General features: G+C 61.5%; 17 protein-coding genes and 2 rRNA genes (1 of these 19 running past the window's edge). 8 read left to right on the top strand and 11 right to left on the bottom strand.

Translation table 11 applies throughout. The annotated features are described in order from the left end of the window. Positions 1-5 precede the first annotated feature (5 nt). From CXQ82_RS09930 to CXQ82_RS09910, 5 genes are read left to right on the top strand one after another with little or no spacing between them, the layout of a single operon-like run. Complete coding sequence (locus CXQ82_RS09930) at positions 6-1223, top strand: glycosyltransferase family 4 protein (protein WP_101268355.1); 1218 nt, start codon at positions 6-8, stop codon at positions 1221-1223. After that, a complete protein-coding gene (locus tag CXQ82_RS09925; RefSeq protein ID WP_101268352.1) occupies positions 1214-2317 on the top strand; it encodes a glycosyltransferase family 1 protein in 1104 nt (367 codons plus the stop codon). The genes CXQ82_RS09930 and CXQ82_RS09925 overlap by 10 nt, the downstream gene beginning before the upstream one ends. Then, positions 2314-3747, top strand: a complete 1434-nt coding sequence (locus tag CXQ82_RS09920) for an O-antigen ligase (protein ID WP_101268350.1) — start codon at positions 2314-2316, stop codon at positions 3745-3747. The genes CXQ82_RS09925 and CXQ82_RS09920 overlap by 4 nt, the downstream gene beginning before the upstream one ends. Beyond that, entirely contained in the window at positions 3747-5156 is a 1410-nt protein-coding gene (locus tag CXQ82_RS09915) for a lipid II flippase MurJ (protein WP_101268348.1), read from the top strand. Before CXQ82_RS09920 ends, CXQ82_RS09915 begins: the two co-directional genes overlap by 1 nt. A 22-nt stretch (positions 5157-5178) precedes the next feature. Next, positions 5179-6237: an acyltransferase family protein gene (locus tag CXQ82_RS09910; protein WP_101268346.1), complete on the top strand. Its 1059-nt coding sequence runs from the start codon at positions 5179-5181 to the stop codon at positions 6235-6237. A gap of 814 nt (positions 6238-7051) precedes the next feature. Here the strand turns inward: CXQ82_RS09910 and CXQ82_RS09900 are convergent. The 4 genes from CXQ82_RS09900 to CXQ82_RS09885 form a co-directional block, all read right to left on the bottom strand. Next, positions 7052-7630: a DUF4174 domain-containing protein gene (locus CXQ82_RS09900; protein WP_101268343.1), complete on the bottom strand. Its 579-nt coding sequence runs from the start codon at positions 7628-7630 to the stop codon at positions 7052-7054. Between the two features lie 165 nt (positions 7631-7795). Then, entirely contained in the window at positions 7796-8428 is a 633-nt protein-coding gene (locus CXQ82_RS09895; RefSeq protein ID WP_101268341.1) for a glutathione S-transferase N-terminal domain-containing protein, read from the bottom strand. 12 nt (positions 8429-8440) lie between these two features. Continuing rightward, positions 8441-9019 (bottom strand): GNAT family N-acetyltransferase, encoded by a 579-nt coding sequence (locus CXQ82_RS09890; protein WP_101268339.1) that lies wholly within the window; start codon positions 9017-9019, stop codon positions 8441-8443. A gap of 70 nt (positions 9020-9089) precedes the next feature. Further along, positions 9090-11447, bottom strand: a complete 2358-nt coding sequence (locus tag CXQ82_RS09885; protein WP_101268337.1) for a DNA polymerase II — start codon at positions 11445-11447, stop codon at positions 9090-9092. 217 nt (positions 11448-11664) lie between these two features. On the opposite strand from CXQ82_RS09885, the gene CXQ82_RS09880 reads away from it, so the two are divergent. Both CXQ82_RS09880 and CXQ82_RS09875 read left to right on the top strand, forming a co-directional pair. Further along, a complete protein-coding gene (locus CXQ82_RS09880; RefSeq protein ID WP_101268334.1) occupies positions 11665-13893 on the top strand; it encodes a TonB-dependent siderophore receptor in 2229 nt (742 codons plus the stop codon). A 116-nt stretch (positions 13894-14009) separates the two neighbouring features. Next, entirely contained in the window at positions 14010-14597 is a 588-nt protein-coding gene (locus CXQ82_RS09875) for a hypothetical protein (protein WP_101268332.1), read from the top strand. Between the two features lie 40 nt (positions 14598-14637). Here the strand turns inward: CXQ82_RS09875 and CXQ82_RS09870 are convergent, their stop codons facing one another. The 4 genes from CXQ82_RS09870 to CXQ82_RS09855 form a co-directional block, all read right to left on the bottom strand. Further along, positions 14638-15105, bottom strand: coding sequence for an SRPBCC family protein (locus CXQ82_RS09870; RefSeq protein ID WP_101268329.1), 468 nt, complete (start codon positions 15103-15105; stop codon positions 14638-14640). 79 nt (positions 15106-15184) lie between these two features. Further along, entirely contained in the window at positions 15185-17683 is a 2499-nt protein-coding gene (locus tag CXQ82_RS09865) for a TonB-dependent receptor (RefSeq protein ID WP_101268327.1), read from the bottom strand. Between the two features lie 99 nt (positions 17684-17782). Then, positions 17783-18733, bottom strand: a complete 951-nt coding sequence (locus CXQ82_RS09860) for a FecR domain-containing protein (RefSeq protein ID WP_101268325.1) — start codon at positions 18731-18733, stop codon at positions 17783-17785. 2 nt (positions 18734-18735) lie between these two features. Then, positions 18736-19266, bottom strand: coding sequence for a sigma-70 family RNA polymerase sigma factor (locus CXQ82_RS09855; protein WP_101268323.1), 531 nt, complete (start codon positions 19264-19266; stop codon positions 18736-18738). A gap of 135 nt (positions 19267-19401) precedes the next feature. Between CXQ82_RS09855 and CXQ82_RS09850 the strand changes: the two genes are divergently transcribed. Next, on the top strand, positions 19402-19803 hold the full coding sequence (locus CXQ82_RS09850; RefSeq protein ID WP_101268321.1) for a GFA family protein: 402 nt from the start codon (positions 19402-19404) through the stop codon (positions 19801-19803). 1 nt (position 19804) lies between these two features. Here CXQ82_RS09850 and mrdA read toward each other — a convergent pair whose 3' ends face one another. The 3 genes from mrdA to CXQ82_RS09835 all read right to left on the bottom strand — a co-directional run. After that, positions 19805-21697: a penicillin-binding protein 2 gene (gene mrdA / locus CXQ82_RS09845; RefSeq protein WP_101268318.1), complete on the bottom strand. Its 1893-nt coding sequence runs from the start codon at positions 21695-21697 to the stop codon at positions 19805-19807. 360 nt (positions 21698-22057) lie between these two features. Continuing rightward, a 5S ribosomal RNA gene (rrf, locus tag CXQ82_RS09840) occupies positions 22058-22173 on the bottom strand. A 171-nt stretch (positions 22174-22344) separates the two neighbouring features. Continuing rightward, positions 22345-24116, bottom strand: a 23S ribosomal RNA gene (locus CXQ82_RS09835) (it continues 1120 nt past the right edge of the window).

The raw sequence follows: 24116 nt of genomic DNA, 5'->3' as shown, positions 1-24116 counted from the left end.
CTGCCATGCGCATTTTATGGATCCTGCCCTACTCGCCCTGGCCCGCCACCAGCGGCGGCAAGACGCGCCAGTTCCACCTGTTGCGCAGCCTGGCGGCGCGTGGGCACCGAATCACCTTGCTGCTGCATGACAAGCACCCCGTCTCACTCACCGACCGCCACGTGCTGGAGGCGATTGTCGAGCAACTGATCATCCTGCCGCGCCGCCCGCTGCGCAGCGTCACAACCCTGCTGGCCGGGCTGTTTGCGCCCTACCCGCTGCTGGCCAGTGTGAATGGCCTGTCGGGGGAATTGCAGGACACCTTCAACTGGTTGCTGGGTGAGCAGTGGGATGTGGTGCAGATCGAGCACAGCTACAGTTTCCAACCTTATGAAGAAGCGCTGGCACGTAAATCCCAACCGTTTGTGCTGACCGAGCACAACGTCGAATCAGCCCTCGGCGCCGCCACCTACGACCGCCTGCCGGGCTGGTCGCTGCCGTTTATTCGCTACGATCAATGGCGCTACGCGCGCTGGGAACGCCGGGTGATGCGCCAGGCCGCCAAGGTGGTGGCGGTGACAGAAAGCGACGCACAGGTGCTGGCAAAAATCGCCGGAAAACCGGTGCCCGTGGTGGTCAATGGCGTGGACTGCGACCACTTCGCCGCCGCCCGCCCCGACCCGTCGACACGCCGCGTGCTGTTCCTCGGCAACTATGAATACGCACCCAATGTGGACGCCATCGAGTGGGCCCTGGATGACATCCTGCCCAAGGTTTGGGAGCGCTGCCCGGATGCGCGCATGAGCGTGTGCGGTTTCGGCATGCCCGACAGCTGGCGCGACCGCTGGCCGGACCCGCGCATCGAATGGCAAGGTTTTGTGCCTGACCTGCTGCACCTGCAATCAAGCTGTTCGGCGTTTCTGGCGCCGTTGCGCCATGGCGGCGGCTCCAAGCTCAAGGTGCTCGAAGCCTTGGCCGCCGGCCTGCCGCTGGCAAGCACCGAGCAAGGTGTGTCAGGGTTGGACCTGGTGGAAGGCCTGGACTACCTCGGCGGCCAGACCGCCACACAGTTGGCGGACGCGGTGGTGCGCCTGCTGCAGTTCCCCGACGCCGCCGCGCCCATGGGCGAATCCGGCCGCGCCTATGTGCGCCGCGCCCATGACTGGAGCGTCGCCGCCGGCCAACTGGAGCAGGTGTATGCCAGTTTGGCGCCAGTCAATCACAAGGAGCCCGCATGCGTGTAGGCCTGGATTACCGCACCGTCGGCACCTCGCCGCAATCGGGCATCAGCCGCCAGGTGTATGCGCTGGAAAGCGCCCTGCACACCTTGCCGGGCATCGAGCTTGAGCGGTTTACCGTGGCGCCCCTGGGCGATGAAACCCGATTGCAGGCCCATTGCCCGGATTGGGGCTGCGCGAAAACCGCCATGCACCAGCCACAGAATCGCCTGCGCTTCGAGGCCGGCTTTTTGCCGCGCGCGCTGCGTGAGCAGCATATCGACGTGTACATCAGCACCTTCAACATGGGCCTGCCGTTGCCGCCCAAGCCTAAAGGTTTGCGCACCGTGGTGCTGTTGCATGACCTGTTCCAGATCACCTTGAACAACTACCACGCCAACCGCCTCAAAGCGCTGGTCTACAAGACCAGTGATCGCCTGTCGATTGCGTACGCGGTGCACAGCGCCGACCGCGTGTGGACGCCGTCGCAGTACAGCGCCGACGAGACCGTGCGGCTGTTTCCCAAGGCGGCGGGCAAGGTTCGCGTGCTGCCCAACCAGGTCGACGGTTTTGCCGAACTGGCAGCGGACCTGTCCGCGCGCCAACTGCCCGAGCATTATTGGCTGCTGGTGGGCACCCGCGAGCTGCGCAAGAACGTGCCGTTTCTGGTCGACGCGTGGCAGCAGGCGCGGCGCCAATCCCCCCACGTGCCGGAGTTGGTGCTGGTGGGCAGCCTGGAGCATCTGCCCGAAGCCCAGCGCACATTGCCAGGGATTCGCGCATTGAGCGGTGTGTCGGATGCCGAGTTGCATGCGCTGTACCGCCAGGCCTCGCGCCTGTGGCAGCCGTCTTACGCGGAAGGCTTTGGTTTACCGGTGATTGAAGCGCTCAGCGTCGGCACGCCGGTGGCGGTGGCCAGCGGCACCTCGCTGGATGAAATCACCCCGCCATCGGCGCCGCGTTTTTCGCCCACCGATGGCCCGGCGCTGGTGCAGTTGATGCTCAGCCTGGGCGAACGCCCGGCTGAAGACACACCCGAGCAACGACGCCAATGGGCAGCGCGTTTCAACCACCACGCCTACCGCCGGCGCCTGGCCGAACTGATCGAGGAACTCACGTGAGAGCGAACCTGACCAGCCTCGTCGCGATCCTCTTTGGCCTGCTGTTTGGCGCGCTGGCCCTGGTGCTGTCACCGGCCAAGGCGTTCCTCGCCGTGCTCGGCCTGGCGGGGGCGGTGACCATCCTGCGTTTCCCGTTCTGGGGCCTGTTGTTGTTTGCGTTTGTGGCAACGTTCATGCCGTTTTCCACGGTCAACCTGGGCATTCGCAGTACGGTCAGCGAGGCGATCCTGGCGCTGACCTGGGGCGCGATCCTGTGGCAAAGCTTCCTCGCGCGCCTGCCCAAGGGGGCGAGCCTGACACGGCGCCCTACCGACCAGATGCTGTTGTGGCTGATGCTGTTCAGCGTGGTCCCGTTCATGGTCGGCCAGGTCACCATCCAGGCCGACACCAGCGGCGTGGCCAACTGGCTACGCTGGCTGCTGAACCTGTCGGGGGTGTTTATCGCCGCCAAGTTGCTGGTGGACCACAAGCATCGCGAACACCTGGTGATCGCCCTGCTGCTGGGCACCCTGGCGATGCTGGTGCTGTCGATCGGGGTGTTTGTGCGCACACGTTCCGGGGCCGGGATTGCGCCGATCCTGGCGCTGTTCAACTACGCCAACTTCGACACGTTGAAATTCGGCCTGGAGGCCATGTCCTCGCGCATGGGGTCGCCGTGGACGCACCCAAATGCCATCGGCGGGATCATGGCGCTGCTGCTGCCGCTGGCCTTCTGTTTTGGCATGACCGAGCAAGGCTGGAAACGCGCGCTCGGCCTGGGCGTGGCGTGCCTCGGGGCGGCGGCGTTGCTGTTGGCCAGTAGCCGCGGGGCGATGGTCAGTCTGGCGTTGGTGCTGATGTGGATGGCCACACGCCGCGTGCCTTACACCGGGCGCCTGCTGATGATCGGCGCGGCGTTGACCGTGGCGCTGGTGATCGCCTACCCACCGCTGCAGGAGCGCCTGGCGACGATTTTCTCCTCGAGCAACGCCAGTACCGAAGTGCGCTTCGACGAATACCGCATGTTCCCCCAAGCCGTGGCGGCCTACCCGTTCGGCATCGGCTTCAAGGTCGACCCGCCGGTACCGGGCACGCATTTCCTGGGGATCTCCAACCTGTGGCTGAACTACATCTACAAGATCGGCATTGTCGGCATGCTGTTTTTCGTCGCGGTGACCGTGCGCTGGTGGCGGGAAGCGCGCCCGGAAACCGGCCCGATCCGGCTGACCAAGGACAACGCCCTGTGGCTGGGCACCACCGGCGGGCTTCTGTCGGCGCTGGTCAGTGGTTTGTTTGACCACTACTTCAGCTTTGCGGTGGTGATGGTCGCGCTGTTCTGGCTGATGGTGGGCATCAATGTGCTGGAGGCGCGTCGCCTGTTTCCGGCGCGCCTGCCGCAGGTCAAGGCCGTAGCGTCGCGCGAGCCGCTGCTTGATGGCGCGCGGCCCTGATGCTGGGCTCCGCCGCTTGGCTGACCGTGGCGACCCTGCTGGGCCTGTGCCTGGGGTTTGCCCGCGAATGGCTGCTGGTGGCGGCCTGGGGCGCGGGGGAGCGCAGTGATGCGTTCCTGATCGCGCTGTTTCTGCCCGAGGCGCTGCGCATGTCGCTGGCTGGCGGCGTGCTGAGCGCCGCCGCGTTGCCGCTGTACCTGGGTCGCAAGGACGGCGAGCGCCTGGACTGGCTGGCGGTGCTGTTCCCGGCCTTGATGCTGATTGCGCTGGTCACCAGCCTGCTGCTGACCCTGCTGGCGCCGTGGCTGGTGCAAGTGCTCGGGCCGGGGTTGGCGGCCAGTGCCACGGCCCTCGCCGGCAGCAATTTGCAAATCGTCGCCTGGTGCGTGCCGGGCCTGATGCTGCACGCGCTGTTCAGTATTCCGTTGCAGGCCAGCGAACGTTTTGTGCTGGCCGGGCTGGGCTCGTTGCTGTTCAACCTGCCACCGGTGACCTACCTGGCCCTGGCCGGCACCGCGACCCAACCGCACTCGCTGGCCCTGGCCTGCCTGGCCGGCAGCCTGTTGATGCCATTGGCGCTGCTGCCGTCGATCTGGCGCCAGGGCTGGCGGCCGTGGCGCTGGCAACTGAGCGTTGCGCCGCTGCGCGAGCTGGGCCAGCGCATCGGCCCGTTATTGCTGAGCAATGGCGCCAGCCAGGGCCTGGCGCTGATCGAACGGCTGGTGGCGTCGCTGTTGGGCGAAGGTGCGGTGACCTGGGTGAACCTGGCGCGCAAGCTGATGAACCTGCCGCTGATTGCGCTGATGAGCCTCAACCAGGTGCTGCTGGGCATGATGAGCCGCCGTCAGGGCGACGAGCGCCTGGCCCTGCTCAAGCGCGGCCTGGAGACCGCCAGCCTGCTGACCCTGCCCGCCGGCGTCGGCCTGGTGGCGGCGGCGCCCAGCCTGGTGGCGTTGCTGTTGCCCAAGCAATCGGCGGATTCGCCGCTGCCGCTGTTGCTCGCGTGGTTCGCCGTGCCGTTGGTGTTCGGCGCCTGGAACGCCTTGCTGGCGCGTTACGCCTACGCTGCCGGCGACACGCGCCAGCCACTGCGCTGCGAGTTGCTCGGCAGCCTGGTCAACGTGCTGCTGCTCGGCGCCCTGCCCTTCGTCTTCGGCCTGGCCGGTATCCCCTTGGCCGCCCTGGCCGGAGTGCTCTGCACCGCCTTGTTGCTGATGCAGCGCCAGGCCTTGCTCGACGCCCTGCCCTGGCCCCGGCATTGGCTCATCAGTGCGGGCGTGCTGAGCTTGGCCGCGCTGCTGCTGTTTGGCATTGACGGTGTGTGGCTGCAACTGGGGCTGAGCACCCTGGCCGGCGCCGTGGTGTTGCTCGCGATGGGGCTGTGGCTCAAGCCGTGGCGCAAGGCATGAATGATCGGTTGGGGAGACGTGGATGAAACACCGTTGGATTCAAATGGACATCGCCAAGGGCATCGGCATTCTGGTGATCGTGTATGCACACAGCTGGTTCGTCGCCACCTCCCCGGACCTGATGTACCCGATTTTGGCGTCGTTCATATTGCCGCTGTTTTTCTTCCTGTCCGGGGTGTTTTTCAAGCCCGAGCAGCCGTTCGTGGAGATGGCCGTGCGCAAGGCCGACGGCCTGCTCAAGCCGTTTTTTTTCACCATGCTGCTGTATGTCACCGTGCGTGCCGTGCTGCGTGGCCAACCGCTGCTGCCGGATATCGGCGGGGTGCTGTATGCCTCGGTTGACACCATCCCATGGCAGGCGATGTGGTTTCTGCCGCACTTCTGGGTGGCGATCCTGTTCAGTTGGGTAGTGCTGCGGCTGATCCGGCGCCTGTCGCTGCCGGTGAGCTGCCTGGTGATGGTGGCGCCGCTGCTGCTCGGCATCTGGATACTACCGCTCTTCTGGCAATTGCCGGTCACCCTGGGTGGGCAAACCTGGGTGCTGCCCGGCCTGCCGTTCAGCCTCGATATCACCTTGATCAGCAGCACCTGTTTTATCTACGGCTACCTGCTGCGCGACTGGCTGCGTACTCATGCCGGGTCATGGCTGACCTTGTTGGTTTCAGTGGTGCTGTTCGCCGCGGTGTTCCTGTACCGGGGCGACACCATGGACCTCGCCCAGCGCCGGTACGACCATTGGTTGTGGACCAGCCTGCTGGCGGTGATCGGCGTGTACGCGTGCTGGGCCCTGGCAAAGGTGCTGATGGTATCGGCGCTGGTGACCCGGGCGATGACCTACATCGGGCAGTCGACGCTGATCCTGTTGATCTTCCACGGCGAGATCCAGCACAAGACCTTCGACCTGCTGGAGCGCCTGGGCCTGCACGCATTTGCCGCGGCGTGCATTGGTTTTGTGGTGGCGGTGGGGGTGCCGTTGTTGATTGGTGAAGTGATCAAGCGGGTGGCGTTTTTGCGGTTTTTCTATTTTCCGTTTCCGGTGCGCAAGGCGCCTGAAGCCCGGCGCTCAACTAATGTGGATTAATGTGGGAGGGGGGTTGTACTCGATGGCGGTTTGTCGGGGTACATATCCGTTGCTGCGGTAACGGCGGCTATTGGTTCCGCTCTTACAGCGGGTCACTTTTGGAAAAGAGCCCCAAAAGTAACCAAAAGGGCTCTTGCCCCAACACTCGGCACCTCGCTTAGGCTCGGTGTGCCCTCACTCCGGCTTGAATCCGTGGGCCGCCGCCATGGGCCATCCTTGGCCCATCGCGGCTAACCCGGCGTCCTGCCGGGTTACCCACGGATTCAAGCCTGCGTTCGGCCAGCGTGTTTAACGGGGCGCCTAAGATCAAGGTCACGATCAACAGCGCAGATCAAAAGACCGCTGACTTCGTCAGCGAAAAGGATGTAAGGGCCACAGCAAAAACAAAGCAAAGCAAAAACGCTTTTGATCTAACCACTCAGGTCGGCTACTAGGCCGCCGTGCTCTGCTTTTGATCTGATTTGGCTTTTGATTTTGATCTGAAATCGCCCCGTCAACCACGCTGGCCGGAATTCGACAGGGATTTGGGGGGTAAACCGGCAGGGATGCCGGTTTAGCCGCCCCGCGCCATGGATGGCGCGTGGCGGCGGCCCCCCAAATCACTGTCGGATTACGGGCACACCGAGCCTAAGCGAGGTGCCGAGTGGTGGGGCGAGGACCTTTTGGTTACTTTTGGGTCCTTCCAAAAGTGACCCGCTGTAAGAGCGGAACCATAAGCCGCCGTTACCAAAATAACGGATATGTACACCGACAAACCGCTATCGGGGGCAAGCCCCCTCCCACATTTGTACCGTGTCGGAGCTTACCGCACGCGTCAATCATCCAGTTGTTGCGGGGCTGGCTTGCTGCCGTGCTTCACAGGCTTGGCGCCCTTCGCTGGCGCCGGTGCCGCAGGTTCTGGTTCCGGGGCGGCGGCGGCGGTTTCTTTTTCAGCCATCGGCATCTGGTCGATCGCGCTGAAAAACTCCTTAAGGTCGAGGGTATCCGGCGGCACCGTCTTCTCGACTTTCTTCTCACCATCCTTGCCCACCAGGATCACTTTAGTGCCACTGCCAGCACCCAACTTGAGCGCACGGATCAGCGCGTTGGTTTCCGGCGGCGTGAGCTTCTTGTTGTCCTTCGGGTCCTTGGCGAATTTTTCACCTTCGGCGCCGATGCTGCCGAACTTCACGGTGTAGAACACCATGCTGCGTTCTTCAAAGGACTGCTTGATGGCAGGTTCATCCAACTGTTTCTTCAGCTCCGCCAGAGTGGCGTTGCCGGAGTCCAATTCCACCACTACCAGCGGCCGGGCCTTGCCCAAGTCCTGCTTGAGCGGGTTGATATCATCAGCAGCCAACAGCGGCCCCGTAAAAGCCATCAAGGTAGCCAGGGTCAGCGACCGGATGAGCATGCGCACCTCCTTTGAATTCCATGCAGGGTTCTTGAGTTTCATGTCTGCGACAGTCAAATTCAAGGATGATTCCTACACTACCTCAACAAAGCGTAGGTCAGGACGCCCGCTACGCAAGGGGTTGGAGGGCTGCAAACGTCATTGTTTCCACTGATTGCGGAAACATTACGAGACCTTCCACTCCGGCCAATGCCGAGCAAAAACGGGGGCTACGATGGGGTCGGCATCCACCTGCGCCAGGGTCTGCGCAAAGCTCGGCGCCAAGCCGCTCAACACGTCCCTGGCCTCATCCCAACGCGACACGGCCGCCGCCATGATGCCCAGCGCATTCGGCTCGCCCTCGGGGGCAAAGAGTTGCTCGGCAAACTGATCGGCGAACACCACCCAGGCCTGATGCAAGTAACGCCGCGTGCCGGTGATCAGCTGCGTCTGCGCGGCTTCATTCACATCGCCCAGCCAGCGTTGCGGGTAGTCGATGATGCCGATGGCCGAGTAGCAGTTGGCGGCGATGTACACCAGGCCGCGCAGGATCGCAGCGCGATCGCCGCTCAGCAGGTGGGCGTGGGGAAACTCCAGGCCCAGGTGGATCAGGATCGCGGCGCTTTCCGTCAGCACCTTGCCGTCGGGGGTGACCAGCGTGGGCACCTGTTTGAGCGGGTTGATACGAGCCAGTTCGTCGCTGCCCTCACCGTCAGCCCAGGAGGCCGCATCCACCCGCCGCCACGGCACCGCGCAACGCTGCAGGGCGATTTCGATCATGCACGAGCCGGATTCGTCGATGCCATAGAGCGTGTACATGGGCCTTTCCTCCTAACGTTGCAGCTTGGCCTGCAAGGCAGCTTTCACCTGCGGCCATTCCGAATCGATGATGCTGAAGCGCACCGAGTTGCGCTTGCGCCCGTCGGGCATGATGCGCTCGTGGCGCACGATGCCTTCCTGCACCGCGCCCAGGCGCAGGATCGCGGCGCGGGATTTTTCATTCAGTTCGTCGGTGGTGAATTGCACGCGCACGCAGTCCAGCACTTCGAAAGCGTAGGTCAGCAGCAACAGCTTGGCTTCGGTATTGATCGCGGTTTTTTGCGTGGATTGCGCCAGCCAGGTATGGCCGATTTCCAGCTTGCGATTAACCCGGTCGACCTTCCAGAACCGCGTGCTGCCCACCACCTGGCCGGTGCTTTTGCGCAGGATGGTAAAGGGGATCACGTGGCCCGCGTCGCGCCCGGCCAGGGCCGTGTCGATGTACTTATCAAGCGTGTCCGGGCCCGGCACGTTGGTGACCTTGAGGTTCCACAGTTCGCCATCGGCGGCGGCGTCAAGCAAGGCGCTCGCGTGTGCCCGTTGCAGGGGCTGGAGTTCGACTGTGGTGCCGGTAAGTGTGATTTGGGTCATGGAAGGCTGCGCCGTCGGGTGGTCTTCAAGCCCCAAGAGTGCAGGCTCCCGACGGGGTGAGGCAAGCGTTTTAGAACAGGCCCATCTGCCCACCGACCAGGGTGGCAAAATCGTCATTTACAAACGGCAGGATCGCATCCGCCACCGGCTGCAATTGCCGGGTGACGTAATGGTCGTAGTCGATAGGCGCCTGGCGCACTTCCAGCGGTTCGGGGCCGTTGACGCTGATCACGTAGCTGATCCAGCCACCGCGCTGGTACTGGCGCGGGCGTCCCAGGCGGTCGTTGTAATCGTCGGCCAGGCGCGCCGCGCGCACATGCGGCGGGACGTTGCGTTCGTAGTCGTCGAGCCGGCGGCGCAGGCGCTTGCGGTAGATGAGCAGTTCGTCGAACTCGCCGCTCAGGGTGCGGCGCACGTAGTCGCGGATGTAGTCCTGATGGGGCTGGCGATGGAAGATGCGCTGGTACAACGCCTGCTGGAATTGCCGGGCCAGGGGCGACCAGTCGCTGCGCACGGTTTCCAGGCCTTTGTAGACCATTTCTTCGCTGCCATCGCCGCGCACCACCAGGCCGGCATAGCGCTTTTTGCTGCCCTCCTCCGCGCCGCGGATGGTCGGCATCAGGAACCGTGTGAAGTGGGTTTCGTATTGCAATTCCAGGGCGCTTTGCAGGCCGAACTCCGTGTGCAGGTGCTCACGCCACCAGGCGTTGACGTGCTGCACCAACGCCTGGCCAATGCGCCCGGCCTCTGCCTGGGAATGCGCAGCACCAAGCCAGACAAAGGTGGAGTCGGTGTCGCCGTAGATCACTTCATAACCCTGTGCTTCAACCAGCGCGCGGGTCTGGCGCATGATCTGGTGGCCGCGCATAGTGATCGACGACGCCAGCCGTGTGTCGAAGAACCGGCAACCGCTGGAGCCGAGTACGCCGTAAAAGGCGTTCATGATGATTTTCAGCGCCTGGGACAACGGCGCGTTGTGCTCGCGCTTGGCCTCTTCGCGGCCTTCGGACACCCGCGCGACGATGGCCGGCAGGCAGTGCCGGGTGCGTGAGAAACGCGCGCCGCGAAAACCTTCCACCGACTCGCTGTCACCAGGGTGCTTGAGGCCTTCGATCAGGCCCACCGGGTCGATCAGAAAACTGCGGATGATCGACGGGTAGAGGCTTTTGTAATCGAGCACCAGCACCGATTCGTAAAGGCCGGGGCGCGAGTCCATGACAAACCCGCCGGGGCTGGCCTCGGGTGGTTTGTCGCCCAGGTTCGGCGCGACGAAGCCCTGGCGATGCATCAGCGGCATATACAGGTGGGTGAAGGCCGCCACCGAGCCACCGTTACGGTCGGCCGGCAGACCGGTGACGCTGGCGCGCTCAAGCAAGAACTTGAGCAGTTCGGTCTTGGCGAAAATCCGCGTGACCAGCTCGCAGTCCTTGAGGTTGTAGCGCGCCAGGGCGGGCTTGTCCTCGGCGAACATGCGGTTGATTTCGTCCATGCGCTGGTACGGCGTGGAGATGTCCTTGCCTTCGCCCAGCAGGGTTTGCGCGACGTTTTCCAGGCTGAAGGATTCAAAGCTCCAGGTGGCCGAGCGCAGCGCTTCGATGCCGTCGATGATCAGCCGCCCCGCCGCTGCCGCGAAGTAATGGTTGCGGCTGCCATGCTCGCGCCAGGCCATGGGCTCGTCGCCACGCCCGAGCATCAGCGGCACGCCGAGGCGCTGGGCATGTTCGTGGAGCACGCGCAGGTCGAACTGCACCACATTCCAACCGATGATTGCGTCGGGGTCATGGGTGGCCAGCCACTGGTTGAGGCGCTCGAGCAACTGGGCGCGGGTGTCGCAGTAGTCGAGCTTGAAGTCCACCGCCGTAGTCTTGTTGGGCGGGCCGAGCATGTACACCTGGCGCTCGCCGCAACCTTCGAGAGCGATGGAATAGAGATCGCCCTGGGCGGTGGTCTCGATGTCCAGCGACACCAGTTTCAACGGCGGGCGATATTCGGGTGCGGGTTTCATCTGTGCGTCGCACAGCACGCCGCTGGCGTCGGGCGTGCCACCGAACCACACCGGCGCGGTGATGAAGCGCTCCATCATGTAGCGCTCGGGCGGGCGCACGTCGGCTTCGTAGACATCCACACCGGCAGCGCGCAGGCGTTTTTCCACGTCCATCAATTGGCGGTGCTGGCGGGTGTACAGGCCCAACACCGGGCGATGATGGAAGTCGCACAATTGCAGCGGGCGCAACTCGATATCGCGCTCGCCCTTGAGTAGCCAATCGAGCGGTTTGCGATGGGCCTCGGGGATGAACATCACCGACGTCTGCACGGGTAGGCGGATAAACCGTGGCCCCTGGTCGGTGGCCAGCCAGAAGCTGACCTCCGTACCCGCTGGGGTGTCGCGCCAATGCCGGGTCAGGACAAAACCCTGCTGTAAATCCACCGTACCGCACCTCAGGAATCGCTTTCAGGCGTTGATTCTACGCGGCATCCGGCCGAACGCGGCAGGTAAACGCGCATGCAGTCGGTAATCGCATAAATTTGTTGCAAGATATAAATAACAATCACTATCATTCGCACCGGAGTCGTATCCGCGCAGCGAGGACGCGCAACGTTGTTGCCCTTTTCCTCACATTGACGGTTCGCCGTCAGGATCGACCATGCCCACCCGTACCCCGTTCGCTGTGCCGTTTCGCCCGACCCTGCTCGCCCTTTGCTGCTCCCTGAGCCTTGCCGCTCACGCCGCAACCCCAGCCACCCCGCAGGATGCGAACAACAGTCAGGATGGCAACACGCTGGAACTGGGCGCCACCAACATCAACGCCGAAGCCCCCGCGCCGAGCGCCCTGCCCCCGGTGTACGCCGGCGGCCAGGTGGCACGCGGTGGCCAACTGGGTGTGCTGGGCAACCAGGACATCATGGACGTGCCGTTCAGCATGTCGTCCTATACCGAAAAACTGATCCGCGACCAGCAGGCCGAAACCATCGGCGATGTGTTGCTCAACGACTCCTCCGTGCGCCAGGCCTCGGGCTATTCGAACCAGGCACAAGCCTTCGTGATTCGCGGCCTGCCGCTGAATGGCGACGATATTTCGCTCAACGGTTTGTATGGCATCCTGCCGCGCCAGCTGATGTCCACCGACGCCCTGGAACGGGTTGAAGTGTTCAAGGGCCCCAACGCCTTTATCAACGGCGTGACCCCAGGTGGCTCCGGCATCGGCGGCGGCGTAAACCTGCAAGCCAAGCGTGCCGATGATGTGCCGTTGCGCCGCTTCAGCACCGACATCAGCAACGATGGCCGTGTCGGCGAACACCTGGATATCGGCCAGCGCTTTGGCGAAGACAATCGTTTTGGCGCACGGGTGAATATTTCCCAACGCGAAGGCGACACCGGCGTGGATGACGAGAGCCAGCGCTCCAAACTGTTTTCGCTCGGCCTGGATTATCGCGGCGATGCGCTGCGGCTGTCCGGCGACTTCGTGTACCAGAAACAACAGGTCAATGGCGGGCGCAACTCGGTGTTTCTCGATACCGGCGTGCGCGTCCCGAAAGCGCCCTCGGCAGACACCAACTATGCGCCGAACTGGGGCACCACCAGCCTCGAAGACACCTTCGGCATGCTGCGCGGCGAATATGACCTCAACGATAACTGGACGGCGTATATCGCGGGTGGCGCCAAGCGCACCCATGAAATCGGCCGGTATTCGTCGTTCACCGTGAACGACAACCTGGGCAACGCCACGGTCACCGGCTCACGTATTGCCCACCAAGAAGACAACACCAGCCTGATGGCCGGCCTGAATGGCAAGTTCCAGACGGGCGCCGTCAGCCATAAGCTCAACCTCGGCCTGACCGGAATCTGGACCCAGGCACGCAATGCCTATGACTTTGACTTCACCGGGCACGCGAGCAACCTTTATAACCCGGTCGATGTGGCAGAACCGGTCAAGGGCAGCGTCACCGGCGGCGACATGGGCGACCCGGGCATCACCGCCAAGACCTTCGCCCGCAGCGCGGCAGTGTCGGACACCTTCGGCTTTATGGACGACCGCCTGCTGTTCACTGCCGGCCTGCGCCGCCAGGAGTTGGTTGTACAGGGTTACGCCTACGACACCGGTGAGCGCACGGCCAACTACGCCAAGGGCGTCACCACACCGGTGTATGGCCTGGTGTTCAAGCCGTGGGACCACGTGTCGTTCTACGCCAACCATATCGAAGGCCTGGCGTCGGGCCCTACCGCGCCGACCGCCTTTAATGGCGCCACCGTCACCAACCCCAACCAGACCTACGCACCTGCGCGCTCGAAACAGACCGAGGCCGGCGTCAAGGTCGATATGGGCAGCTACGGCGCAACGCTGGGTGTGTATCGGATTGAACAACCGACCCAGGGTTATTCTTTGCTGAATGGCGACGGCACCGCGACCTTTGTGTACGAGGGTGATCAGGTCAACAAAGGCGTGGAACTCAACGTCTTCGGTGAACCGCTGCCAGGCCTGCGTCTGCTCGGCGGCGCTACAGTGATTAACACCGAAGTCAGTGGTACCAGCGGCGGCGCCAACGATGGCAACCGCGCGGTCGGCGTGCCGTCGTTCCAGCTCAATGCCGGGGTGGATTGGGATGTACCGGGCCTGCAAGGCGTGAGCGTGAATGGGCGCATGTTGCGTACCGGTGGCCAGTACGCCGACGCGGCCAACAACCAGAGCCTGCCGACCTGGAACCGCTTCGACGTGGGCGCACGCTACACCTTCAAGGTGGACCAGCGTGACGTCACCGTGGGCGCGACGGTGGAGAACGTCGCCAACACCAAGTACTGGGAATCGGCACTCGGTGGCTACCTGACCCAGGGCGACCCGCGTGTGGCGAAGCTGTCAGCGACGGTGGATTTCTAACCCCCCAACGGGTGGCCGCGGTAACGGCCACCCGTTGTGCCCTACCACCACCGCGCATTTGTGTATCTACACGCCTCCACTAGACTCAGGGCTCCTCTCACATGGAAGTCCCTTAAATGAAAGTAGCTCGCCCCCTTCGCCAAGCGATCGCCCTGGTCACGTTGCTGGCCGCCGGCAACCTCAGTGCCTTGGCCGCCGATATTCCGCTGTCCAAAACCCTCGAAGCCGATGAAGTGACCACCAAAGTGCTGGCCGTGGATGCCGCCAAGCATCGGGTGGTGCTCCAGGGCGCCGACGGTGGCCAGGTGCATGTGCAACTCACCGATGCCGCCAAGGACCTGGGCCACCTCAAGGTCGGCGACCAGGTCAAGGTACTGACCACGCATTCGGTCGCCGCCGTACTGGACACCGACGTGGACAAAGGTGCGCCGGACGCCAGCGAAAAAACCGGCGTGATCCGCGCCACCGCCGATAACCCCAACCCCGGCGGCGCAGCTTTCCGCCAGGTGCAGGTGCAGCTGAAGATCACCCATATCGACTTGAAGAAAAACCAGGTCACCCTGGAGAACCCAGCCGGCGCGACCAAAGTGTTGAACGTGGAGAAACCGGAAATCCAGGCGGGCCTCAAAACCCTCAAGGTCGGCCAGAGCGTGTTGGTGACCTTTACCGATACCCTGGAAATCACTACCGCCCACGAGGGCTGACGGCAACGACAACGGGCATCAATAATGATGCCCGTTGGCGTCAGGCCTGGCGGGCCTGGCTGAGGTAGTTTTCGATGTTGCCCATTTGCTCGTCCCAACCACGCGAGTTCATTTTGAACGCCTTCTGGCGGCGGGCCTCGGGTACCCCGTCAAAGCCGGACTCGACCACCCGCAGCAGAATGCCCGGCGCGCGGTCCTCGATGGTGAACTCCACCAATGTGGGCGTTTCCTGGTCGTAATCGACGCCCTGCTCGACCGCGAAGGGATGCCACCAGAAAGAGAACAGTGTTTGCGGCAGGATACGTTCGATCCTGGCTTTCCAGACCACATGCTCGTAACCCGGATACGTGATGGGCGCCTCGATGGTTTGCCCTGCTTCAAAGGTGTTGCCCTTGAGGGCAATCCCAAACCAGTTGCCGAATTGCTCGGCGTTGGTGAGCGCTTCCCAGACCTGTTTACGTGAAGCGTTGAGCAAGACTTTTCGTTCTATGCGATCTAATACGTGCATAAGTCACCTCCTCCATTGACAGTAGGCGACATCGAACAATGCGCAACCTTTCGGTCGCGCATTGGTGTTGCTACTTACTTCAGAACTTCCACTTGGCGTTGACCATTGCATTGCGCGGCTCGCCGTAGGAGCCCGAGTTGAACGTGCCCATGCCGTCGTAGTATTTCTTGTCGAACAGGTTGTTGACGTTCAGGCCCACCGACAGATGCTCGTCCACCTGGTAATTTGCCAGCAGCCCCACGACGGCGAACGGGTCCTGCACCGCCTTATAGTTCGGCCCGGTGTAGTTGATCTGCGTGGTGGCGTACATCTCGCTTTGCCAGGCGACATTACCACCGACCGTCAAGCGCTCCAGGGCACCTGGCAGCCGGTACGTGGTGCCGAGCTTGAACAGGTTGATCGGCTGGTTGACCTGTACACGCTCGCCGTCCTTGTCGTGAGACTCGCGGTAGGTATAACCACCGAATACATTCCAGCCGGCAGCGAGTTCACCGGAAATCTCGGTTTCGACACCGCGCGTGGTGGTGCCAGCGATGGCCTTGTACACCGTTTTGCCACTGGCATCGCTGCCCGAACTGGTCGGGGTGTTTTTCTGCTCGATATCGAACACGGCGATGCTCGCGTTCAACGCCCCCTCGAAGAACTCGCCCTTGAGGCCGATCTCGTAGTTATCCCCCTCAAGCGGTGCGAGCGAGCCACCGGAGGCGGTTTTATAGAACGTCTGCGGCAAGAAGATATTGGTATAGCTGGCGTAGACCGAGTAGGTGTCGTTGAGGTCGTAGATGATTCCCGCGTAAGGCGTCACGACTGCGCTTTTCTTGGTTTCGTCGGTCGCTTTCGCGTGGGGGTCTTCAGTGGTCACCTCATCGAGTTGCTTCCACCAACTGACACGGGTGCCGAGAATCAGCGTCAGCGGGTCGATCGGTTTCAGACGCAGCGCGCCATACACACCGGTCTGTTGCAGGGTGGTCACTGTGCCGCCGACCTCCTTGTAGGCGCGGCGCCCATACTGGCGGCCGTCCCACGTGAAGATATTGTCCACGTCGCCATAATCATTGTCCTGGTCGGCCAGGGTGCTGCTGTAGTTCGGATAATTCAGATGCGTGCGCGAGGAGCTGGCGCCGACCACCAACTCATGCTCGCGGCCAGCCAGCTGGAACGGGCCATTGGCGTAAACGTCCAGCGTGTCCTGGGTCTGGTAACTGTCCAGGCGGTAGATGAACGCCTTGGCGCCCTGGCCGGTGAGCGGGTCCGGGTAGCTGCCACTGGCGGAAGCGCCCTGCCCCTTGCGGTAGGAATACTGATGGCTGTAGGCCGTCTTGAGGCTCCAGTCATTCTCCAGTCGATGCTCCAGCAGGGTGGTGAAGGTGTAGCTGGTGTTGTCCATGTAGCTGGAGCGCGAAGCCGGATTGAATGAGCGGGAAAAGTCGGTCTGACGGCCATTGTTGTAGAACAACGGAATATGCCCGTAGCTGGTGCCATCGGCATTGTTGTTCTGGTAATCCAGGCTGGTGCGCAGGGTGGTGCTGTCATTCAGGTCGATGTCCAGCGCGCCATACATCACGCGCTTGTCTTGCTTGTACCAGTCGATGAAGGAATTCTGCTTTTGGTACGCCGCGACAAAGCGGCCGCGCACATTGCCGGTGTCGGTCAGCGGGCCAGACACATCGACTTCGGAGCGGTAGCGGTCCCATGCACCCGCTTCTGCCGAAATGTAGGCCTGGAAGTCTTTGGTCGGGCGCTTGCGCACCAGGTTGATGGTGGCGGACGGCGTGCCCGCACCACTCATCAACCCGGTGGCGCCGCGCACCACCTCGACGCGGTCGTAAATCGCCATGTCGGAAATTGCGCCGGTGTACTGCTGTGATTCGTTGGCGACCTGGGACGGAATACCATCGTACTGGAAGTTCTGGATCTCAAAGCCACGGGAGTAGAAGGAATAACGCTCACTGTCCCGATGGTTGCTGCTGATGCCGGGCGTGAAGCTCAGCACCTCGTTGAGCGTAGACAGGTGCTGGTCATCCATCAGCTGGCGGGTGACCACACTCACCGACTGCGGTGTTTCACGCAGCGACAACGGTAACTTGGTCGCGGTACTGGTCGCACCCGTGGTGTAGGAACCGCTGTTTTCGGTGGTAAGGCCCAGCCCTTCGGCATTGATGCTGGTGACCCCAAGGCTCAAGGCCCCGCCACCGGCCTGAGGCACCAGGCTGTAACTGCCATCGTTATTCGCGGCCAGGGCCAGATTGCTGCCCACCAACAGTTGGGCAAACCCTTGCTCAACGCTGTAGGCACCCTGCAGGCCGGCGCTTTGCTTGCCCGCTGTCAGGCCGGAATCGAAGGACAACACCACGCCTGCATCGCTGGCGAATCGGCTCAACACCGCACCTAACGGGCCGGCAGCGATCGCAAAAGTCGGCGGCTGGCTCGCCGCCATAACGCTTGACCCCGCCGCAAACAACGGCGCCAGCAGCGCGTACTGCACCATCAGCGACACGCCAAACAACGCGACCTGCAAGGGCTTTTTGCGAAATGACCAAAGGGGTTGATTGGCGACTGAAATAGACCCTGCGCGCATGTTGACTCCTGATGACTCGAAACGAATAAAGGGGGTTTGCAGGAGGAGTCGAACGAGGTGGGGCAAATCGACAACGGCGTTTGATAATTATTTTCAATATCAGGCGAGCGCGGCCAGTGTGGTCCAGTAGCGCGTACTTGAAATGACGCGCACCGGCAGCGCATGAGTCAGCGCATTGAGGGCAAGGTCGATGTCATCCAGCGAATAAGCGCCCGATACCGTGAGATGAGCGATGTCGGTGGCGCATCCCAGATAACCCGGACGGTAACGCCCCAACTCGGCCACGAGGCGGTCCAACCGCCAGTTATCGACGATCAGGCGTCCTTGCGCCCAGGCGCCGGCACCTGCCTCGTTGGTGTTGAGGGTCAGCATGCGCTGGCTATCAAAGGTGACGCTGTGGCCGGCGGTGACCACGGTTTCTGCAGGCTCGACGCCCAGGCGCACCGCCACCGCGTGTTGCAACACGCTCATGCTCGTGAAGCTGTCGAACTGGCGCACGTCAAAGCGCGTGCCCAGCGCGCGCATTTCACCCTGGGCGCTGCGCACCCGAAACGGCCGGGGGTCGGAGGCGGTGTCGACCAGGATTTCGCCGGCATGCAGGATCAACAGGCGTTGCTCGGCGGTGTAGCGGATGTCCACGGCACTGGCAGTGTTGAGGGACAGTTGGGTGCCATCGTCCAGGCGCAGGCTGTGACGCTCGCCTGTGGTGGTGCGTTGGTCCGCCATCCATTGCGGCGCCTGTCGATAACCGGACCACCCGATGGCGCTCACACCGGCCCCAATCATCACGCCCTTGAGCAAGGCACGGCGACCCAGCCGCAGAGCATCATCGGCGGCGACGCCCATCACATTCACAGCCAGCGCACCGGGCAGGCACTGGAGTTGGCCCTGGAGAATTTCCACGCGCTGCCAGGCCCATTGGTTCAGCGCGCTGTCGTCACGCCAGGTTGACCACGCCGCATGCAACTCAGGGTCACCGGGCTCGGCGGCCAAACGCGCGACCCATTGCGCCGCCGCGCGAAGGGCCTGGCGTTGCCGATCAGTGGCCATCGTCAATGTTCCAGGGCAAAAATGAGGCAATGCTCGGTGGCCTTGGCGATGTATTTGGTCACCGAACTCACTGACACTTGTAGCTGTTCGGCAATGTCCTTGTAAGGCATCCCCTGCAACTGGGACAGCAAGAAGGCGCGTTTGGCTTTGCGCCCCAGGCCATCCAGCATGGCGTCAAGACGCTGCAAGGTTTCGATGATCAACAACCGCTCTTCCGGCGAGATGGCATAGCCCTGTGGTTGTTCGGCCAAGGCCTGAAGATAAGCGTTATCAAGGGCTTTACGACGGAAGCTGTCGATCATCACGCGCTTGGCAATGGTCACCAGAAAGTGCCGGGGTTCCTTCAAGTCAGCCGCCAGAGGCTGATTGCGTTCAGCCAGCAGCAAACGGATAAAGGTGTCTTGAGCCAGGTCTGCAGCCTGCTGGGAGCAACCCAGGCGCGCACGCAGCCAGCTCACCAACCAGCGGTGATGGGCACCGTAGAGCTGGCCAACAGGTTCGTGGAGAGGACGAGGCATAGCAGACAAAGGCATAATGATATTGCGCGCTAATGAGAACGCTTCGCAATTTAGACCAATGCAGGAATAAGGGCAATCACTTGTATGATCGTGATGCGAAGCCTGACTGTGGAAGGTAGATTGTCGCCCTCCCCTCAGAGGTTGCACGTAATGAGCCCAACGCTCCATGGAAGTTGTTTTTGCAAGGCCGTGCAGTACCAGGTCGACCGCTTCGACATGCCCATCAGCCACTGCCACTGCAACAGCTGCCGCAAGGTGCATGCCGCCGCGTTTGTGGCCACCGCCGGGGTGATGCGCGAGCATTTCCGCTGGACCGAGGGCGAGGCGCTGCTGTCGTCCTTCGAATCGTCGCCAGGCAAACTCAGGCATTTCTGCTCGCGCTGTGGCTCCCATCTGATAGCCGAACGGGCGCACCAGCCCCATGTGATCGTGCGGGTGGCGACGCTGGATGATGACCCGGGCGTGTTGCCCACCTCGCACATCTGGACGTCCCACGATGTGCCCTGGCTTGCCTATGCAGGCCTGGAGCAGTGGGACGAGTGGAAGGCGTGACTCAGACGCGTGGGTCACCCGGCGCCTTGGCCGGCGTCGCATATTGCGGCTTCAGGTGGCCTTCTTGATCGAGCAACCAGGCGTCCATGATCTGCCGCACCACCGGGCCCGCCACGCGACCGCCAGCCTCACCGTTTTCGATCATCACCGAAATCACGATTTTCGGATGTTCCGCCGGGGCGAAGCCGACAAACAAGGCGTTGTCGCGATGGCGCTCAAGGGTCTTGTTACGGTCATAGCGCTCGCCCTGCTTGATCGCCACCACTTGCGCGGTCCCGCTCTTGCCGGCAATGCGGTATTGCGCGCCTTGCGCCGCAGCCCGGGCGATACCGCGCGGGTCGTGCATCACCAGTTGCATACCGTGGTTGACCTGCTCCCAGTCACGCTGGTCCTTGAGGACTACGTTGGGCATCGGGTTCTCGTCTACCGGCGCTACGCCATTGATAGTCTTGGCCAGGTGCGGACGGTTCCACACGCCCTTGTTGGCGATCAACGCCGTCGCCTGGGCCAATTGCAACGGGGTGACTTGCATGTAGCCCTGGCCAATGCCGAGGATCACAGTTTCACCCGGGAACCAGGGCTGGCGGCGCGTTGCGCGCTTCCAGGCCTGGGAGGGCATCAGGCCGGCCGACTCCTCGAACATGTCCACGGAGACTTTCTGGCCCAGGCCGAACTCCGCCAGGTAGTCATGCAGGCGGTCGATGCCGAGCTTGTGCGCTAGGTCGTAAAAGTAGGTGTCGTTGGAGCGCATGATCGCCGCGTCCATGTCCACCCAGCCATCACCGCTGTGGTTCCAGTTACGGTATTTGTGGTCAAAATCGGGGAGTTGGTAGTAACCGGGGTCGAACACGCGGGTTTGCGCGGTGACCACACCACTGTCGAGGCCAGCGATCGCCACTTCCGGCTTGATGGTCGAGCCCGGCGCGTAGAGCCCCCTGAGGACACGGTTGAACAACGGCCGGTCGATGGAGTCATGCAGCGCGGCGTATTCCTTGAAGCTGATACCCGTGACGAACAGGTTCGGGTCAAAACTCGGCTTGCTGACCATGGCCAGCACTTCGCCGGTTTGCGGGTCGAGGGCCACCACCGAACCACGGCGATCACCCAGGGCTTCTTCCGCCGCTTCCTGAAGGTGGACGTCGAGGCTCAGGACGATGTTTTTGCCAGGGATCGGGTCAGTGTGTTTGAGCACACGCAGCACGCGGCCTTGGGCGTTGGTCTCGACCTCTTCGTAGCCGACATGGCCGTGTAACTCGGACTCGTAGAAACGCTCGATCCCGGTTTTACCGATGGACTGCGTGCCGCGGTACTCCACCGAGTCGAGGGCCTTGGATTCTTTCTCGTTGATCCGTCCGACATAGCCGATGGAATGTGCGAAGTGCGCGCCCAGCGGGTAGTGGCGGACGAACTGCGGTTCTACGTCTACCCCGGGCAAGCGGAACTCATTCACGGCCAGCACCGCGATCTGCTCTTCAGTCAGCTCGTAAAACAGCGTCACCGGGACGAAGGGGTGGCGCGCCTGTTTCAACGCCTTGTCGAACACGGCGCGGTCTTCGGCCGGCAGGTGCAGCAGATTGACGATGGCGTCCAACTCGCCCTTGAGGTCGGTGGTGCGCTCGCGGGTGATGGTCAGGTTGTAGCTGGGGCGATTGTCGGCCAGCACCACGCCGTTGCGGTCATAGATCAACCCGCGCGTCGGCGTGATGGGCAGGACGTGGACCCGGTTGTTTTCGGAAATCGTGGAGTGGTAGTCGTACTGCACCACCTGCAGGAAATACATACGCCCTACCAGGGCACAAGTGATGCCAATCACCAGCAGCGCGCAGGCGAGCAGGCGCTTGTTGACCAGGCGGTTTTCTTTTTCGTGATCCTTGATCGGTATCGGTTCAGGCATTTCTACAGCATCTCGTTGAAGAAGGTCGACGCCGCGTCCTGCGGATAAAGATCAATCCTTGTGAAAATGTGCTGCACCATACCAAAAATGCAGAAACACTTTGCATCGATTTCCCCCAACGGCAGGCTGATGGTGGTGTTTTTTTCAGGAAAGAACGGCTTTCGGCTTCAGAAAGGCCTGCAGGCTGTGGATATAGAACGTAGGGACGGTTGAGGGGAGAAGGGGCTGTATTGGACTTTCGCGGCGTATCAGGAAGTAGGCGTTATCGTTAACGTCCATCGCGAGCAAGCTCGATTCCTACACGACCACCCAAAAACAGAACCCCTGTTTGCGTTAGCAAACAGGGGTTCTGGAATTTAATCTTGACGATGACCTACTCTCACATGGGGAAACCCCACACTACCATCGGCGATGCATCGTTTCACTACTGAGTTCGGGATGGGATCAGGTGGTTCCAATGCTCTATGGTCGTCAAGAAATTCGGGTACTGAGTCGTAGCCAGATGGCTTCGCTTCAGCAAATTGGGTATGTGACAGCTTTCGGTGTTTTTGCGAGATCGAACTTTCGGTTCATTTCGTCTTCACACACCGCAATCTGATGCTCCTCTTTGTTTCCAAATCAGGAGAAGCAAATTGCTTGGGTGTTATATGGTCAAGCCTCACGGGCAATTAGTATTGGTTAGCTCAACGCCTCACAGCGCTTACACACCCAACCTATCAACGTCGTAGTCTTCGACGGCCCTTCAGGGAACTCAAGGTTCCAGTGAGATCTCATCTTGAGGCTAGTTTCCCGCTTAGATGCTTTCAGCGGTTATCTATTCCGAACATAGCTACCCGGCAATGCCACTGGCGTGACAACCGGAACACCAGAGGTTCGTCCACTCCGGTCCTCTCGTACTAGGAGCAGCCCCTCTCAAATCTCAAACGTCCACGGCAGATAGGGACCGAACTGTCTCACGACGTTCTAAACCCAGCTCGCGTACCACTTTAAATGGCGAACAGCCATACCCTTGGGACCGGCTTCAGCCCCAGGATGTGATGAGCCGACATCGAGGTGCCAAACACCGCCGTCGATATGAACTCTTGGGCGGTATCAGCCTGTTATCCCCGGAGTACCTTTTATCCGTTGAGCGATGGCCCTTCCATACAGAACCACCGGATCACTAAGACCTACTTTCGTACCTGCTCGACGTGTCTGTCTCGCAGTCAAGCGCGCTTTTGCCTTTATACTCTACGACCGATTTCCGACCGGTCTGAGCGCACCTTCGTACTCCTCCGTTACTCTTTAGGAGGAGACCGCCCCAGTCAAACTACCCACCATACACTGTCCTCGATCCGGATAACGGACCTGAGTTAGAACCTCAAAGTTGCCAGGGTGGTATTTCAAGGTTGGCTCCACGCAGACTGGCGTCCACGCTTCAAAGCCTCCCACCTATCCTACACAAGCAAATTCAAAGTCCAGTGCAAAGCTATAGTAAAGGTTCACGGGGTCTTTCCGTCTAGCCGCGGATACACTGCATCTTCACAGCGATTTCAATTTCACTGAGTCTCGGGTGGAGACAGCGCCGCCATCGTTACGCCATTCGTGCAGGTCGGAACTTACCCGACAAGGAATTTCGCTACCTTAGGACCGTTATAGTTACGGCCGCCGTTTACCGGGGCTTCGATCAAGAGCTTCGCGTTAGCTAACCCCATCAATTAACCTTCCGGCACCGGGCAGGCGTCACACCCTATACGTCCACTTTCGTGTTTGCAGAGTGCTGTGTTTTTAATAAACAGTCGCAGCGGCCTGGTATCTTCGACCGGCATGAGCTTACGGAGCAAGTCCTTCACCCTCACCGGCGCACCTTCTCCCGAAGTTACGGTGCCATTTTGCCTAGTTCCTTCACCCGAGTTCTCTCAAGCGCCTTGGTATTCTCTACCCAACCACCTGTGTCGGTTTGGGGTACGGTTCCTGGTTACCTGAAGCTTAGAAGCTTTTCTTGGAAGCATGGCATCAACCACTTCGTTAACTAAAAGTTAACTCGTCATCAGCTCTCGGCCTTAGAATCCCGGATTTACCTAAGATTCCAGCCTACCACCTTAAACTTGGACAACCAACGCCAAGCTGGCCTAGCCTTCTCCGTCCCTCCATCGCAATAACCAGAAGTACAGGAATATTAACCTGTTTTCCATCGACTACGCTTTTCAGCCTCGCCTTAGGGACCGACTAACCCTGCGTCGATTAACGTTGCGCAGGAAACCTTGGTCTTTCGGCGTGGGTGTTTTTCACACCCATTGTCGTTACTCATGTCAGCATTCGCACTTCTGATACCTCCAGCAAGCTTCTCAACTCACCTTCACAGGCTTACAGAACGCTCCTCTACCGCATCACTTACGTGATACCCGTAGCTTCGGTGTATGGTTTGAGCCCCGTTACA

Source organism: Pseudomonas sp. S09G 359, assembly GCF_002843605.1.
GTDB lineage: Bacteria > Pseudomonadota > Gammaproteobacteria > Pseudomonadales > Pseudomonadaceae > Aquipseudomonas.
Note: the sequence above shows the minus strand (reverse complement) of the source record. Positions and strands in the feature narration are given on the sequence as shown.